General features: G+C 63.0%; 12 protein-coding genes. 8 read left to right on the top strand and 4 right to left on the bottom strand.

The genetic code is table 11. The annotated features are described in order from the left end of the window. Positions 1 to 46 precede the first annotated feature (46 nt). The 4 genes from BLU85_RS00735 (at position 47) to BLU85_RS00720 (ending at position 5,048) form a co-directional block, all read left to right on the top strand. Positions 47 to 1,525, top strand: a complete 1,479-nt coding sequence (locus BLU85_RS00735) for an NCS1 family nucleobase:cation symporter-1 (protein ID WP_092204831.1) — start codon at positions 47 to 49, stop codon at positions 1,523 to 1,525. Positions 1,526 to 1,676: 151 nt separating this feature from the next. Further along, on the top strand, positions 1,677 to 2,960 hold the full coding sequence (locus BLU85_RS00730) for a Zn-dependent hydrolase (protein WP_092204832.1): 1,284 nt from the start codon (positions 1,677 to 1,679) through the stop codon (positions 2,958 to 2,960). 118 nt (positions 2,961 to 3,078) lie between these two features. Continuing rightward, on the top strand, positions 3,079 to 4,563 hold the full coding sequence (locus BLU85_RS00725; RefSeq protein WP_092204833.1) for a PAS domain S-box protein: 1,485 nt from the start codon (positions 3,079 to 3,081) through the stop codon (positions 4,561 to 4,563). A 239-nt stretch (positions 4,564 to 4,802) separates the two neighbouring features. Next, positions 4,803 to 5,048, top strand: a complete 246-nt coding sequence (locus BLU85_RS00720) for a DUF1652 domain-containing protein (protein WP_092204834.1) — start codon at positions 4,803 to 4,805, stop codon at positions 5,046 to 5,048. Between the two features lie 35 nt (positions 5,049 to 5,083). Here BLU85_RS00720 and BLU85_RS00715 read toward each other — a convergent pair whose 3' ends face one another. Together BLU85_RS00715 and BLU85_RS00710 are read right to left on the bottom strand one after the other, a co-directional pair. Continuing rightward, positions 5,084 to 6,469 (bottom strand): sensor histidine kinase, encoded by a 1,386-nt coding sequence (locus tag BLU85_RS00715; protein ID WP_092204835.1) that lies wholly within the window; start codon positions 6,467 to 6,469, stop codon positions 5,084 to 5,086. Then, positions 6,447 to 7,130, bottom strand: coding sequence for a response regulator transcription factor (locus BLU85_RS00710; protein ID WP_053122824.1), 684 nt, complete (start codon positions 7,128 to 7,130; stop codon positions 6,447 to 6,449). Before BLU85_RS00710 ends, BLU85_RS00715 begins: the two co-directional genes overlap by 23 nt. A 276-nt stretch (positions 7,131 to 7,406) precedes the next feature. On the opposite strand from BLU85_RS00710, the gene hcnA reads away from it, so the two are divergent. Genes hcnA through hcnC form a run of 3 tightly spaced genes read left to right on the top strand, consistent with a single transcriptional unit; the run spans position 7,407 to position 10,391 of the window. Continuing rightward, positions 7,407 to 7,730 (top strand): cyanide-forming glycine dehydrogenase subunit HcnA, encoded by a 324-nt coding sequence (hcnA, locus tag BLU85_RS00700; protein ID WP_092204872.1) that lies wholly within the window; start codon positions 7,407 to 7,409, stop codon positions 7,728 to 7,730. Beyond that, positions 7,727 to 9,136, top strand: a complete 1,410-nt coding sequence (gene hcnB, locus BLU85_RS00695; protein ID WP_092204837.1) for a cyanide-forming glycine dehydrogenase subunit HcnB — start codon at positions 7,727 to 7,729, stop codon at positions 9,134 to 9,136. The genes hcnA and hcnB overlap by 4 nt, the downstream gene beginning before the upstream one ends. Then, a complete protein-coding gene (hcnC, locus tag BLU85_RS00690) occupies positions 9,129 to 10,391 on the top strand; it encodes a cyanide-forming glycine dehydrogenase subunit HcnC (RefSeq protein WP_092204838.1) in 1,263 nt (420 codons plus the stop codon). Before hcnB ends, hcnC begins: the two co-directional genes overlap by 8 nt. Before the next feature lie 225 nt (positions 10,392 to 10,616). Here hcnC and BLU85_RS00685 read toward each other — a convergent pair whose 3' ends face one another. Both BLU85_RS00685 and BLU85_RS00680 read right to left on the bottom strand, forming a co-directional pair. Next, positions 10,617 to 11,228 carry a glutathione S-transferase gene (locus tag BLU85_RS00685; RefSeq protein WP_092204839.1) on the bottom strand — a complete coding sequence of 204 codons (612 nt, stop codon included), beginning with the start codon at positions 11,226 to 11,228 and terminating at the stop codon, positions 10,617 to 10,619. Positions 11,229 to 11,257: 29 nt separating this feature from the next. Then, positions 11,258 to 12,181: a MurR/RpiR family transcriptional regulator gene (locus BLU85_RS00680; protein WP_003202885.1), complete on the bottom strand. Its 924-nt coding sequence runs from the start codon at positions 12,179 to 12,181 to the stop codon at positions 11,258 to 11,260. A gap of 313 nt (positions 12,182 to 12,494) precedes the next feature. Here BLU85_RS00680 and iolC point away from each other — a divergent pair, with 313 nt between their 5' ends. Next, complete coding sequence (iolC, locus tag BLU85_RS00675) at positions 12,495 to 14,441, top strand: bifunctional 5-dehydro-2-deoxygluconokinase/5-dehydro-2-deoxyphosphogluconate aldolase (protein WP_092204840.1); 1,947 nt, start codon at positions 12,495 to 12,497, stop codon at positions 14,439 to 14,441. Positions 14,442 to 14,467: the final 26 nt, after the last annotated feature.

Genomic DNA, 14,467 nt, shown 5'->3' with positions numbered 1-14,467 from the left:
CCATCGCCCGTCGATGAGCAAAAATAATGAAAACAGTGGAGCGGACATGACCAGATCAACAGTGACCGAGCGCGACGGATTGTTCGAGCTTGAAGCCGGCAGCGACGTCCTCGACAGCCCCCGTTATAACCACGACATCGCGCCGACCAAGGTGCACGAGCGAACCTGGAACAAATGGCACATCACCGCACTGTGGGTGGGCATGGCGATCTGCGTGCCGACCTACACCCTCGGCGGCGTGCTCACCGCCTATTTCGGCCTGACGGTGGGCGAGGCGCTGCTGGCGATTCTGTTTGCCAACATCATCGTGCTGATCCCCCTGACCCTGAATGCCTTCGCCGGGACCAAGTACGGCATTCCGTTTCCGGTGCTGTTGCGCTCGTCCTTTGGTGTCATCGGTTCCAACGTGCCGTGCCTGATCCGCGCCCTGGTGGCGTGCGGCTGGTTCGGCATCCAGACGATGTTCGGCGGGCTGGCGATCCACCTGTTTCTCGGCTCGGTGTTCGACGGCTGGAAAAACCTGGGCGGCACCGGCGAAGTGATCGGCTTCATGATGTTCTGGGTCATCAACCTGTGGGTGGTGTTGCGCGGCGCCGAGTCGATCAAGTGGCTGGAAACCTTATCTGCGCCGCTGCTGGTGCTGGTGGGCGTCGGTCTGTTGGTGTGGGCATTGCCCAACGTTTCATTGACTGAACTGATGGCGGTCCCGGCCAAGCGACCCGAAGGCGCGGGGGTGACCGGCTATTTCCTCGCCGGGCTGACGGCCATGGTCGGTTTCTGGGCCACCCTGTCGTTGAACATTCCGGACTTCAGCCGGTATGCCAAGAGCCAGAAAGACCAAGTCGTGGGGCAGATCATCGGCCTGCCGTTGACCATGTTCCTGTTCGCCTCCCTTGGCGTGGTCATGACCGCCGCCTCGGAAAAACTGGTGGGGGTGACCGTCTCCGACCCGGTGACCTTGATCGGGCACATCCAGAGCCCGGTGTGGGTGGCGCTGGCCATGGTGCTGATCATCGTCGCCACGCTGTCGACCAACACCGCCGCCAACATCGTTTCGCCCACCAACGACTTCCAGAACCTGGCGCCGAAACTGATCGGCCGCACCAAGGCCGTGATGCTCACCGGGCTGGTGGGGCTGGCGCTGATGGCCCACGAACTGTTGAAGAAACTCGGCCTGATCGTCTCCGAGGTCAGCCTGGAGTCGGTCTATTCCAATTGGTTGCTGGGCTATTCCAGCCTGCTGGGGCCGATTGCCGGGATCATGGTGGTGGATTATTTCCTGATCAAGAAACAGCAACTGGACCTGGCCGGGTTGTACCGCGACGACATTTACCCGGCGTGGAACTGGAACGGCTTCATCGCCTTTGGCGTGCCGGTGGTGCTGACCTTGTTGTCCCTGGGCAGCGACGCGTTCAGTTGGTTCTACAGCTACGGCTGGTTCACCGGCTCGGCGCTGGGTGGGGTGATTTATTACGGGTTGTGCAGTCTGCGAACGAGCCCGTCCGTCGCTAAAACCGCGGTGTGAGGGAGGGCCTCATCGCGAGCAGGCTCGCTCCCACATTGGATTTGGGTGAATGCAAAGTCTGTGTTCACAACAGATCCCCTGCGGGAGCGAGCTTGCTCGCGATAGCGGCCTCAAGTACACCGAAAACATGCCTGAAAAAATGGAGATTCCCATGAACGCAGCCATCGACGTCCTGCAATCCACCCACCCGCACATCAACCGCGACCGCCTGTGGCAGTCGCTCATGGACCTGGCCCAGCTCGGTGCCACGGTCAAAGGCGGTGTGTGCCGGCTGGCCCTGACCGACCTCGACCGCCAGGCCCGCGACCTGTTCGTGCAATGGACCCAGGCGGCGGGCTGCACCGTCAGCATCGATGGGGTGGGCAATATCTTCGCCCGTCGCCCGGGGCGCAATCCGAACCTGCCACCGGTCATGACCGGCAGCCACATCGACACCCAACCCACCGGCGGCAAGTTCGACGGCTGCTTTGGCGTACTGTCCGGCCTGGAGGTGCTGCGCACCCTCAATGACCTGAACATCGAGACCGAAGCGCCGTTGGAGGTGGTGGTCTGGACCAATGAAGAAGGCTCGCGCTTCGCCCCGTGCATGATGGGCTCCGGGGTGTTCGCCGAGAAATTCACCCTCGAAGAAACCCTCGCCAAGACCGACGCCGAGGGCATCAGCGTGGGCCAGGCGCTCAACGCCATCGGCTATGCCGGTCCGCGCCCGGTCAGTGGGCATCCGGTGGGGGCGTATTTCGAGGCGCACATCGAACAGGGGCCGATCCTCGAGGACGAGGGCAAGACCATCGGCGTGGTGATGGGCGCCCTGGGGCAGAAGTGGTTCGACCTGACTTTGCGGGGCGTCGAGGCTCACGCCGGCCCGACCCCGATGCACCTGCGCAAGGACGCCCTGGTGGGGGCGTCGATCATCGTCGGCGCCGTCAACCGCGCCGCCCTCGGTCATCAGCCCCATGCCTGCGGCACGGTCGGTTGCCTGCAGGCCTATCCGGGCTCGCGCAACGTGATCCCCGGCGAGGTGCGCATGACCCTGGATTTCCGTCATCTCGAACCGGCGCGCCTGGATTCGATGATTGCCGAGGTCAAGCAAGTGATCGTAGACACCTGCCGGCAGCACGGCCTGACCTTCGATTTGAAACCCACCGCCGACTTCCCACCGCTGTATTTCGACCAAGGCTGCGTCGACGCCGTGCGCGGGGCCGCCCAAGGGCTGGGCCTGTCCCACCTGGACATCGTCAGCGGTGCCGGCCATGACGCGATCTTCCTCGCCGAACTGGGCCCGGCCGGGATGATCTTCGTGCCCTGCGAAGGCGGTATCAGCCACAACGAAATCGAAAACGCCGCCCCCGACGATCTCGCCGCCGGCTGCGCGGTGTTGCTGCGAGCGATGCTGGCGGCCTCCCAGGCGATTGCCGAGGGGCGCATGGCGGCGTGAAGGGTAGAAGATCGCAACCTCGTTGCACTCGACAGCCCCTACACAACTGCTACAGGGAACGTGTCATCACTGGGGGTGGTCGTAACTTCCATGCGCGCCTGAATCACATGGAGACCCAATGAATCAGCAAGTCCCGACCACCGATACCAACCGTCGTCAATTACTGCAGATCATTGCCGGACTGTCCGACGGGGTGATGTTGATCGAGGTCGACCAGACCATTGCCTGGGCTAACGCGGCGGCCTTGACCATGCACGGGGTCGAGGACCTCAGTGAACTGGGCGCCACGGCCCGGCAATACGCCCAGCGGTTCAATTTGCGTTACCGCAACAATCATCCGCTGACAGAAGACAACTACCCCATCGCCCGGGTTGCCCGTGGCGATGAGTTCAGCGATGTGTTGGTGGAAGTCACGCCCCAGGCCGACCCGGATCGCACCTGGGTGCATCGGATCCGCAGCATGGTCCTGGCCGACCGTAACGGCGAGCCGGAACTGCTCGTGTTGATCCTCAGCGATGCCACCGAATGGGCCAGCGCCGAGCAGCGTTTCGAGAAAACCTTCGGGGCCAACCCGGCGCCGGCAGTGATTTGTCGCCTCAGCGACCTGCGCTACATCAAGGTCAATCCGGGGTTCCTGGAGATGACCGGCTACAGCCGCGAGCAGGTGATCGGGCGTTCGGTGTATGAACTGGATGTGCTCGAAGCCGCCGAAAAGCGCGACCTGGCTGTCGAGCGCCTGGGCCAGGGCGCGACGATTCCGCAGATGCAGGCCGAGTTGAAATTGCCCGATGGCACCAGCAAGCAGGTGGTCGTCGCCGGTCAGCCCCTGGACCTGCATGACGAAGACTGCATGCTGTTTTCCTTCATGGACATGGAGCCGCGCCGCAAGGCGGAAACGGCGCTGCGCCAGAGCGAGGAGCGTTTTGCCAAGTCGTTCCGCCTGTCGCCCGTGCCCACCCTGGTGTGCAGCGCCGAACAGCAATTGCTGGAAATCAACGAAGCGTTTCTCCAGACCACCGGTTACGCCAGCGAAGAGTTGTTGGGTAAAACCGTGGAGGAGATCGGTTTTCTCGACCCGGACGCCGGCGCCGCGCTGTTTGCCCGGTTGGAAAAGGCCGCCGCGGTCTCCAGTATCGACGTCAAGGTGCATAAGAAGGGCGGTGAGCTCATCGATTGTGAGGTCGCCGCCGACACGGTGCTTATCCAGGACAAGCCCTGTTACCTGTTGGTGCTGATGAACATCACCGAACGCAAGCGCTCGGAGCTGGAGCTGGTGGCGGCCATCGAGGAGGTGATGAAAGACGCGTCCTGGTTCAGCCGGACCCTGATTGAAAAACTGGCCAACGTGAAGAGCATCAACGCCCAGGTGCCGAGCGTGTCATTCACCGAGCTGACGGCCCGGGAACGGGACGTGCTGGGCCTGATCTGCGAGGGGCTGGCAGACAAGGAAATCGCCGCGCGGCTGAAGCTGGCGCCCAACACCGTGCGCAATCACGTGGCGACCCTGTATTCGAAGCTGGATGTCCACAGCCGCAGCGAGGCGATTGTCTGGGCGCGAGAGCGGGGTTTGTTCTCCGGCGAATGGCGAATGAAGGCACCATGATAGCCAGTGCAAATGCACCGGGCGTACTGGTGCAAATTCGGGTTTTGCACGGGGGGGCGGTTCCTTAGGCTATGGGGGTGCGACATCGTTCGTGATGTCGCGTCCCCGCGAAACACTCAAGGAATATGCCACGATGTGCAGTGAACGAACCCGATACGAGCGTGACAGGATTTCTATTCGGACCAGGAGGTCGGTGCTGTCCACCGTTCATTTGTCCCCTCAAGGCTGAGGTGCATCGCATGACCCATTTGGCCCCCTTGCGTGCCCGCCTCGAAGAAAGCTTTACGCCGCTGGCCTGCGAATGCAGCCTCAATGGCGATGGCACCCTCACCGTGCGTCTGTATCACCGTGAAAGCGGCGAGGTGGATTTGGTGGTGAGCGGTATGAGTGTCGACAGCGTCCGTTCGGAAGAAAGTATCGCGAAGTTGATCGATGAGCTGCGCTATGAACTGCAAAACACCCCGCTGCATCGCAGTGAGCTCTGACAGATAAAGATCACCCCCCCACATCCCACCCTTGGCTACAACAATGGCCCCCGGCAATCGAGCACCAACCGCGCACCGCCGTGTTCGCTGCTGCCCACCTCCAACGTAAACCCGTGCAGGTTGACGATCGCTGCGACGATCGACAGGCCCAGGCCGAATCCGCCGTGCTGGCTGCTGCCTTCTGCACGGTAGAAACGTCGGAACACCGCCTTGCGCTCCGCCTCGGGGATACCCGGGCCGGAGTCGAGCACTTCGATGCGCGTGCTGTCGCCCTGGTCGACCCCACGCAGGATCACAGTGCCCCCGGGCGGGGTGAACTTGATGGAGTTGCTCAGCAGGTTCGACACGGCCTCGAACAGCAAGGCGCGGTCGCCGTTGAGCAGGGGCAGGGCGTCGGGCGCCTCCAGGATGAAGGTCAGTTCGCGTTCCTCGGCCAGTGGCAGGTAAAAATCATGCAACTCCTGCAATAACTGCAACGGATCGAGGCGTACGAAGCCCGAGCGCCGTTGCTGGTCTTCCAGTTCGGAAATCCGCAACAAACCGCGAAACCGCGCCATCAGGGTGTCGGTCTCGGCGATCACCTGGTCCATCTGCAAGGCCTCGGGGGAGCCGTCCGGCGCTTGCTGCTGGATACGATAAAGCTGGGCACGCAGGCGCGTCAGCGGAGTGCGCAGGTCATGGGCGATGTTGTCGCACACGCCCTTGACCTCATTCATCAGGCGCTCGATGCGCTCGAGCATGGCATTGACGATCGCCGCCAGCATGTCCAGCTCATCGCGCCGGCTCGACAGCGGCAGGCGATGGGTCAGGTCGCCGGCGACGATGGCTTCGGCGCTGGCCTGCAGCTGGCGAATCCGTTGTAGCGGTCGGCGGCGTAGCAGGTGCCAGCCAGCGATGCCCGGCAGGATGGTCAGCGATACGCCCCAGAACAGCGCGTGCAAGATGATCCGTGTCACCGCGAACAGCGAGCCGTTGTCCCGGGCCAGGACCAGCCAGCGTCCGTCCTGGGTCCGGGTCGCCACCGCGTCGCAGCTGTCGGAAGGCACGCCCGGGTCATCGGAGTCGACGCAGCCGCCGAGCATGTGGATCTTGCCGTCAAGGGGCAGGTCGGCGGGTACCCGCAGGATCGGCCCGCTCAAATGGCGCAGTTGCGGATCGAACAGCCCGTAGGCGTCGACACCGCGCTCGTCCAGCGTCAGGCTGGCCATGAGTGCATCTTCCAGCTGATCGCCGTGGATCCGGGCGAACAGGTGCTGGCGCTGCATCAGGGAGTGTTTGGCCAGGCTGTCGAGGTAGCCAAACACTTCGTAATACATCACCCCCATCAAGATCGCGCTCCAGATCACGAACAGCGAACTGTACAGCGCCAGCAGGCGGCTGCTGGAGGAGCGCCAGCCCTTAGCGGGGTTCAGCAATGACATAGCCGGAACCCCGTACCGTGCGAATCAGCGGTTCCAGGCCCGGCGGGTCGATTTTCTTGCGCAGGCGGCCGATGTGGACGTCGATCAGGTTGGTGCCGGGGTCGAAGTGATAGCCCCAGACTTCCTCGAAAATCATCATGCGCGAGAGGATTTGCCCGCTGTTGCGCATCAGGAATTCCAGCAGCTTGTATTCGGTGGGCAGCAGGCTCAGCAGTTGCCCGTTGCGGCTGGCTTCGCGGCTGATCAGGTTCAGTTCCAGGTCGGCCACCCGCAGCGCGGTTTCCGGCTCGCGGGTGCCATTGTTGCGCCGCAGCAGCACTTCGACCCGGGCGGCCATTTCGTCGGTGGCGAACGGCTTGGTCAGGTAATCGTCGCCGCCGGCCCGCAGGCCACGCACGCGCTCATCCACATCGGAAAGGGCGCTGATCATCAGGATCGGCGTGGCCACGCCCATGGTGCGCAGCGTGGTGACGATCACCAGGCCGTCGAGTTCAGGCAGCATGCGGTCCAGCGTGATCAAGTCGTAGTCGCCGCTGACCGCCCGTTCCAGGCCTTCGCGACCGTTGTCGACCCAATCGACGTCCAGGCCGTTGCGGGTCAGCTCGGCCACGATTTCACGGGCGGTCACGGCGTCGTCTTCGATGGTCAGGATGCGGTTCATGGGCGGTACCGTGTGGGGAAATTGGAGCGATTGCGCAGCATTCTGCCAAAAATTACCTGTCGGCTTTCTGAAAAAAAGTTCATGGACCGGCACGCCGATTCGCTGGCCTGGATCAACACTTGGTCACAAATTATCCCTAACATGAATTTCGCTCGCACTATCATGTCGCGTCTGTTGCCCCGCCTCGGTGCGCTGTTGCCGGGTACCGACGCGAATCGGTGGATGTGTGCCGCAAGGAGCCGAAACCTCACTGAACCTGCAAGGAAGAGCAGCATGATGCAACCTCAAGACGTTCTACACCGAACATTCGATATCCAGCCGTTGACCCGCGCCGACATGACGGTGCGCCTGGACGGTCAAGCCGTCAACGCCGCCCACGGGGAAACCGTCCTCACCGTCATCCAGTCCCTGGGGCAACGCCAGGTCGCCCGCAACGACCACGACCAGATCAGCGGCGCCTACTGCGGCATGGGCGTGTGCCAGTGCTGCCTGGTCAAGATCGACGGCCGCCACAAGCGCCGAGCCTGCCAGACCCTGGTGCGACCTGGCATGCAGATCGAAACCCGGGCCAACCGCATGACCGAAACGGAGGCGCCATGAGCCTCGATCCGGTGATTGTCGGCGGTGGGCCGGCGGGCATGGCTGCAGCCATCGAGCTGGCCACCCACGGGGTGCGTTGCACCTTGCTCGAAGAAGCGCCACGCCTCGGCGGCGTCGTGTACCGCGGGCCGCTGCGCGATGGCGTCAGCCTGGATTACCTGGGGCCGCGCTACAGCGAAGCCCTGGAAAAGCTCCACGGAGAATACCAGCGCCACGCTGGGTTGATCGAGGTGCGATTGGGCAACCGTGTCATCGGAGCCGAAGGCTTCCGGGCATTGATGCTGCTGGATGCCGACGAGCGCCTGGGGGAGGTCGCCTATTCCCACCTGGTGCTGGCGGCCGGTTGTCACGAACGCAGCGTGCCGTTTCCTGGCTGGACGCTGCCGGGGGTGATGATGCTCGGGGGCCTGCAATTGCAGATCAAGAGCGGCGTGGTCCGGCCACCGAGCCCGGTGGTGATCGCCGGCACGGGGCCGTTGCTGCCGCTGGTGGCCTGCCAACTGCACGCTTCGGGCGTGGCGGTGGCGGGTGTCTTCGAAGCCTGTGGGTTAGGCCGGATCGCCAAGGAAAGCCTGGCGTTGCTGAACAAGCCGCAGTTGTTCCTCGACGGCCTGGGCATGCTGGCCTACCTCAAGCTCAATCGCATTCCCGTGCGCTATGGCTGGGGCGTGGTGCAGGCTGACGGCGAGGGTGAGTTGAGCCATGTCACCGTCGCGCCTTATTCCGCGACCTGGGAGCCGGACCTCAAACGCGCCGAACAGGTGCCGGCCCAGACCCTGGCGGTGGGCTACGGGTTTATCCCGCGGACTCAATTGAGCCAGCAGATGGGCCTGGAGCACGGTTTCAGCGAGGACGGCTATTTGCGGGCCGTGTCCGATGCCTGGCAACAAAGCAGCGAAGCGCACATTCACCTGGCCGGCGACATGGGCGGGATCCGTGGCGGTGAAGCGGCCATGCTCAGCGGGCGCATCGCGGCGTTGTCGATCCTCGTGCAACGCAACGTGCTGGATCCGTCCACGGCACTGGCCCACCGGGAGCGCTACCAGGCGCAACTGGCGCGGATCATTCGCTTTCGCGCCGCCGTGGATCGCTACACCCGGCGTGGTGCCGGGCAAACCGCGTTGCCGGCCGCCGACACGGTGATCTGCCGCTGCGAGCACGCCACCCGCGCCGACATTGACCGGGCGCTGGAGCAGGGCGTGCAAGACATGGCCAGCCTGAAGATGCGCACCCGCGTGAGCATGGGCGATTGCCAGGGACGGATGTGCGTCGGCTACTGCAGCGACCGCTTGCGCGAAGCCACCGGGCGCGCCGACGTGGGTTGGCTGCGGCCGCGTTTCCCCATCGATCCGATACCCTTTTCAGCGTTCCAGAACGCCGGCACGGAGGCCGTTTCCCATGATTAAGGACTACGACGTGGTCATCGCCGGTGGCGGTGTGATCGGGGCCTCGTGTGCCTATCAACTGTCCAAGCGCAAACACCTGAAGATCGCCCTGATCGACGCCAAGCGCCCCGGCAACGCGACCCGCGCCTCGGCGGGTGGGCTGTGGGCCATCGGTGAGTCGGTGGGCCTGGGTTGCGGGGTGATCTTCTTTCGCATGATGTCGGCCAACCGCAAGCGCCAGACCCAGGGCGCCGCCGTGGCGGTGGATGCCAGCACGCCGCACATCCTGCCGCAGTCGTTCTTCGAGTTCGCCTTGCAGTCCAATGCGATGTACCCGCAGTTGCACCGCGAATTGATCGACCGCCATGGCATGGATTTCAAGTTCGAGGAGACCGGGCTCAAGTTCGTGATCTACGACGACGAAGACCGTTTGTACGCCGAGCATATCGTCGCCTGCATTCCTCATCTGGCGGACCAGGTGCGCTGGCTTGACCAGGCGGCCTTGCGCGCAGCGGAGCCGAATGTGAGCCATGAGGCCCTGGGCGCCCTGGAGTTTCTCTGCGATCACCAGCTCAGCCCGTTCCGCCTGGCCGACGCCTACACCGAAGGCGCCCGGCAGAACGGCGTCGACCTGTTCTTCAACACCAACGTGACCGAGGTGTTGCGCAGCGGCACACGGGTGAGCGGGGTGCAAACCGCCGAGGCGGGGACCTTCCACTGCCGGACCCTGATCAACGCGGCCGGTGCCTGGGCGGCGGACCTGAGCGAGCAGGCCACCGGCGTGCGGATTCCGGTCAAGCCGGTCAAGGGCCAGATCCTGCTGACCGAGCGCATGCCGAAAATCCTCAACGGCTGCCTGACCACCAGCGACTGCTATGTGGCGCAGAAAGACAACGGTGAAATCCTCATCGGCAGCACCACCGAAGACAAAGGTTTCGACGTGACCACGACTTATCCGGAGATCGAAGGGCTGGTGCAAGGCGCGGTGCGCTGCATTCCGCAGTTGGTCGACATCAACTTGAAACGAACCTGGGCCGGCCTGCGCCCGGGTTCGCCTGATGAACTGCCGATCCTGGGGCCGATGCGCGGGGTGGAAGGCTATCTCAACGCGTGCGGCCATTTCCGCACCGGCATCCTGACCTCGGCCATCACCGGCGTGTTGCTGGACAAACTGGTCAACAACGAGCCCTTGCCGCTGGACATCACGCCATTCCTGGCGGACCGCTTCGAGGTGGCGCCGAGGGTTGTCGAGCCGAAGGAAGTGGAACTGGCCTGAGCAAATCCTGTGTGGGATCTGTGATCAATACATATCCCGTAGTCACCCGAAAACAAACTGTGGGAGTTGCGGTCAGTGCATATCCCGCAGACATCCGGGAGCAAACTGTGGGAGCGAGCTTGCTCGCGATGGCGTCAGGTCAGTCAGTATCCTTGTTGACTGGTACACCGCTATCGCGAGCAAGCTCGCTCCCACAGGGATCCAGGGTGAATCGGAATCCTGCGGTCATTCCATCGGCGTGCTGACAAACGCCTCCAACCCTTCGGCATAGGCGGTGAACGCGTTGATCGATGGGAATGACTTGTCCTGCACCTGGTCCGGCACCACCAGGTTGGTGAAGCTCCAGGCCACTGCCACGGTGATGCCCGCCTGATCGAGTGTGCCGTCGGTGGCCAGGGGCTGTTTCACCAGTTCCTGTTCGAGCATGTCGTAGGCCGCCGCCAGTTGGCCTTCCACGCGTTCGACCCAAGGGGCATGTTGGATTTCTGTCGGCCGCAGGTTGCGTTCGTAGTAGATCTGCACCGACTTCTCGCACGCCGCCAGGGCCAGGCCGATCAGGCGCAGTGCGCGCAGACGTTGGCCACTGTCGACCGGCATCAGGCTTCTGCCCGGCGCGGCCAAGGCCTCGAGGTAGTCGATGATCAACGTGGAATCCATCAGCACATCGTCATCGTCCAGCACCAGGGTCGGGGCCTTGACCACCGGGTTGATGCGCTGGAATTGTTCGAAATGCCTGAACACCGAAACGGACTCGTGTTCCAGGGCAACCCCCAGGCACTTGGCGGAAATGGCGACGCGGCGCACGTAGGGCGAGTCCAGCATGCCGATCAGTTTCATGACATCTCCTTCAGAAAATCCTGCGGGCGTTAATCCTCGAACCCGACCTGTTCATGGATTTCGTCGACCTTGAGTTCCAGCCGGTAAGCCACGGCGATGAACAACGCCTGGCACAGGCACAACGTGGCGCTCAACGAACGAAAGGCGAACGAACTGCCTTCGTTCACCAGCAACACGGCGTTGGCCCGCTTGGCCAGGGGCGAGAGGTTGCTGTCGGTGATGATCAGGGTCTTGGCCTGGTGATGCTGGGCAATGCGCAGGCAGTGCTGGGTTTCCTTGCCGTAGGGCGTAAAGCTGATGGCGATGACCAGGTCATTGGCCCGCACACTGCGCATCTGCTCGCGATAGCTGCCGCCCAGGCCGGACACCAGGTGAATGCGTTTGTTGGTGTGTTGCAGGTTGTAGACCAGGTAATCGGCGACCGCGAACGAGCGGCGTACGCCCACCACATAGATATTGTCGGCGTTGACCACCAGGTCCACGGCCTTTTCGAACGCCTGGTCATCCAGCTCCAACCCCAGGCGCTCGATGCCCGAGAGGGTCGCGTTGACGCACTCGCGGGCCAGGTCGCCGCCGCTGGCTTTCTGCGACTTGTTGGCGATCATGCTGCGGATACGCTGTTGGTAGTTCTGCACCGGCGTGGTCTTGTGGGTGTAGGCCTCGCGGAACAACGCCTGCATTTCGCTGAACCCGCTGAAGCCGAAGCGCTGGGAAAACCTGACGATGGCCGAGGGGTGCACTTCGCATTCCCGGGCGATGTCACTGATGCGGTCGACCATGATCCGGTCGCTCTGCTGGCTCATGTAGCTGGCGATGCGCTTGAGCTGGCGCGGCAGGCTTTCGTATTCGTCGGTGATCAGTTGCAGCAGGCGCTCGGCATTGATCGGTGGGCTCGGGAGGGCGGGTTCGGACGCGCTCTCGGACGGCGCCGGCAGATCATCGGGGCGGGTCATAGAAAATCCTTCTGGCTTGTTCTTATAGGGCGGCCCGAGAAAAGGCCGGCCCTCGACAATAGGTTGGCTGGTCGCAGTCTACAGCGTAGGCGCAGGGAAAATCATGGGCGGACAAATGTTGCAGCAGGTGCTGAAACGATGCACTGCGTCTGCTTCGCTGTGGTCATAGCGTATTGGAAAAAATATTCCACATAAAAAATTTATAGAATAATTATTGATTATTGCGCGCTGCTCGTTTTAGTCTGCATTCACCAACAGCGTTGGCGCCGGTGTCGGCGACAAGCGCAGGCTGATAAAAATAACAGGAGCCAGCATGGGCCAGACTCGTTTTGCCAGTGGGCGTCAATTGGATGTGATCTGCCTGGGACGCCTGGGCGTCGACCTCTACGCGCAGCAAGTCGGTGCGCGCCTGGAAGATGTTTCGAGCTTCGCCAAGTACCTTGGCGGTTCGTCGGCCAACATCGCCTTCGGCACGGCGCGCCTGGGCCTCAGGTCGGCGATGTTGAGCCGGGTAGGCGATGACCACATGGGCCGGTTCCTGGTGGAGTCTCTGGCCCGCGAAGGCTGCGATGTCAGTGGCATCAAGGTCGATCCCGAACGCCTGACGGCCATGGTCTTGCTGGGGATCAAGGACCGGGAAACCTTTCCCCTGGTGTTCTACCGGGAGAATTGCGCCGACATGGCGCTGCGCGCCGAAGACATCGACGAAACCTTCATTGCTTCCAGCAAGGCTTTGCTGATCACTGGCACGCATTTCTCCACCGACGGCGTCTACAAGGCCAGTATCCAGGCGCTGGACCATGCGCAAAAACATCAGGTCAAGCGGGTCCTCGACATCGATTACCGGCCAGTGCTTTGGGGCCTGGCGGGCAAGGCCGATGGCGAAACGCGGTTTGTGGCCGACCAGAAAGTCAGCCAGCACGTGCAGAGCATCCTGCCGCGTTTCGATCTGATCGTCGGCACCGAAGAAGAATTTCTCATCGCCGGCGGCAGTGAAGACCTGCTGACTGCGTTGCGTACTGTGCGCTCGCTGACGGCGGCGACCCTGGTGGTCAAGCTCGGCCCCCAGGGTTGCACGGTGATCCATGGTGCCATTCCGGCCCGGCTCGAAGACGGCGCCATTTACCCGGGCGTGCGGGTCGAAGTCTTGAATGTACTGGGCGCTGGCGATGCGTTCATGTCCGGATTTCTCGCCGGCTGGCTGGAGGACGCCAGCGATGAACGCTGCTGCCAGTTGGCCAATGCCTGCGGTGGGCTGGTGGTGTCGCGCCATGCCTGTGCCCCGGCGATGCCGACCCGGGCTGAACTCGACTATTTGTTTGACAGCCCGGTGCCCATCACCCGGCCGGACCAGGATGTCGTGCTGCAACGCCTGCATCAGGTCAGCGTACCCCGCAAGACCTGGAAACAGCTGTTCATCTTCGCCTTCGACCATCGCGGACAACTGGTGGAACTGGCCCAGAAGGGCGGCCGCGAGTTGAGCAGCATCGGCGAACTCAAGCAACTGTTCATCCAGGCGGTGGCGCGGGTCGAAGCCGACCTGCGGCACCAGGGCATCGAGGCTGACGTCGGTCTGCTGGCCGACCAGCGCTTCGGTCAGGATTCGCTGAACACTGCCACCGGCCGCGGCTGGTGGGTGGCACGGCCGGTGGAAGTGCAGGGTTCGCGGCCACTGGCCTTCGAGCACGGGCGCTCCATTGGCAGCAACCTGATCGCCTGGCCACAGGAGCAGATCATCAAGTGCCTGGTGCAATTTCACCCGGACGACGAACCGCTGCTACGCCTGGAGCAAGAGGCGCAATTGATGGGGTTGTACAGGGCCTCCCAGGCCAGCGGCCATGAATTGCTGCTGGAAGTCATTCCGCCCAAGGATCATCCGTCACCGCACCCGGACGTGCTCTATCGTGCCCTCAAGCGCCTCTACAACCTGGGCATCTTTCCGGCGTGGTGGAAGATCGAAGCCCAGGGCGCGGATGAATGGCAGCAGCTCGATGAGCTGATCCAACAGCGCGACCCGTATTGCCGTGGCGTGGTCCTGCTGGGCCTCAACGCCCCGGCCGCCGCGTTGGCCGAAGGGTTTCGCCAGGCTAGCCAGAGCAGCACCTGCCGCGGTTTCGCCGTGGGCCGCACGATCTTCCAGGAACCGAGCCGGGCCTGGCTGGCCGGGGAAATCGATGATGAAACGCTGATCCAACAGGTGCAGGGCAGGTTTGTGGAGTTGATCGAGGCCTGGCGTGCTGCGCGAAGTCAGACATTGTGAATACTGAACCTGTGGGAGCGAGCTTG

It is taken from the genome of Pseudomonas sp. NFACC14 (assembly GCF_900106885.1).
Classification (GTDB): Bacteria; Pseudomonadota; Gammaproteobacteria; order Pseudomonadales; family Pseudomonadaceae; genus Aquipseudomonas; species Aquipseudomonas fluorescens_AA.
This window is presented reverse-complemented; position numbering and strand designations above follow the sequence as displayed.

Bases quoted from the DNA above. Each gene is read 5' to 3' on its own strand.
- BLU85_RS00710 (WP_053122824.1), bottom strand. From the start codon at position 7,130: ATGAACCGCATCCTGACCATCGAAGACGACGCCGTGACCGCCCGTGAA.
- hcnB (WP_092204837.1), top strand. From the start codon at position 7,727: ATGAGCCTCGATCCGGTGATTGTCGGCGGTGGGCCGGCGGGCATGGCT.
- hcnC (WP_092204838.1), top strand. From the start codon at position 9,129: ATGATTAAGGACTACGACGTGGTCATCGCCGGTGGCGGTGTGATCGGG.
- hcnA (WP_092204872.1), top strand. From the start codon at position 7,407: ATGCAACCTCAAGACGTTCTACACCGAACATTCGATATCCAGCCGTTG.
- BLU85_RS00715 (WP_092204835.1), bottom strand. From the start codon at position 6,469: ATGTCATTGCTGAACCCCGCTAAGGGCTGGCGCTCCTCCAGCAGCCGC.
- BLU85_RS00725 (WP_092204833.1), top strand. From the start codon at position 3,079: ATGAATCAGCAAGTCCCGACCACCGATACCAACCGTCGTCAATTACTG.
- BLU85_RS00735 (WP_092204831.1), top strand. From the start codon at position 47: ATGACCAGATCAACAGTGACCGAGCGCGACGGATTGTTCGAGCTTGAA.
- iolC (WP_092204840.1), top strand. From the start codon at position 12,495: ATGGGCCAGACTCGTTTTGCCAGTGGGCGTCAATTGGATGTGATCTGC.
- BLU85_RS00730 (WP_092204832.1), top strand. From the start codon at position 1,677: ATGAACGCAGCCATCGACGTCCTGCAATCCACCCACCCGCACATCAAC.
- BLU85_RS00685 (WP_092204839.1), bottom strand. From the start codon at position 11,228: ATGAAACTGATCGGCATGCTGGACTCGCCCTACGTGCGCCGCGTCGCC.
- BLU85_RS00680 (WP_003202885.1), bottom strand. From the start codon at position 12,181: ATGACCCGCCCCGATGATCTGCCGGCGCCGTCCGAGAGCGCGTCCGAA.
- BLU85_RS00720 (WP_092204834.1), top strand. From the start codon at position 4,803: ATGACCCATTTGGCCCCCTTGCGTGCCCGCCTCGAAGAAAGCTTTACG.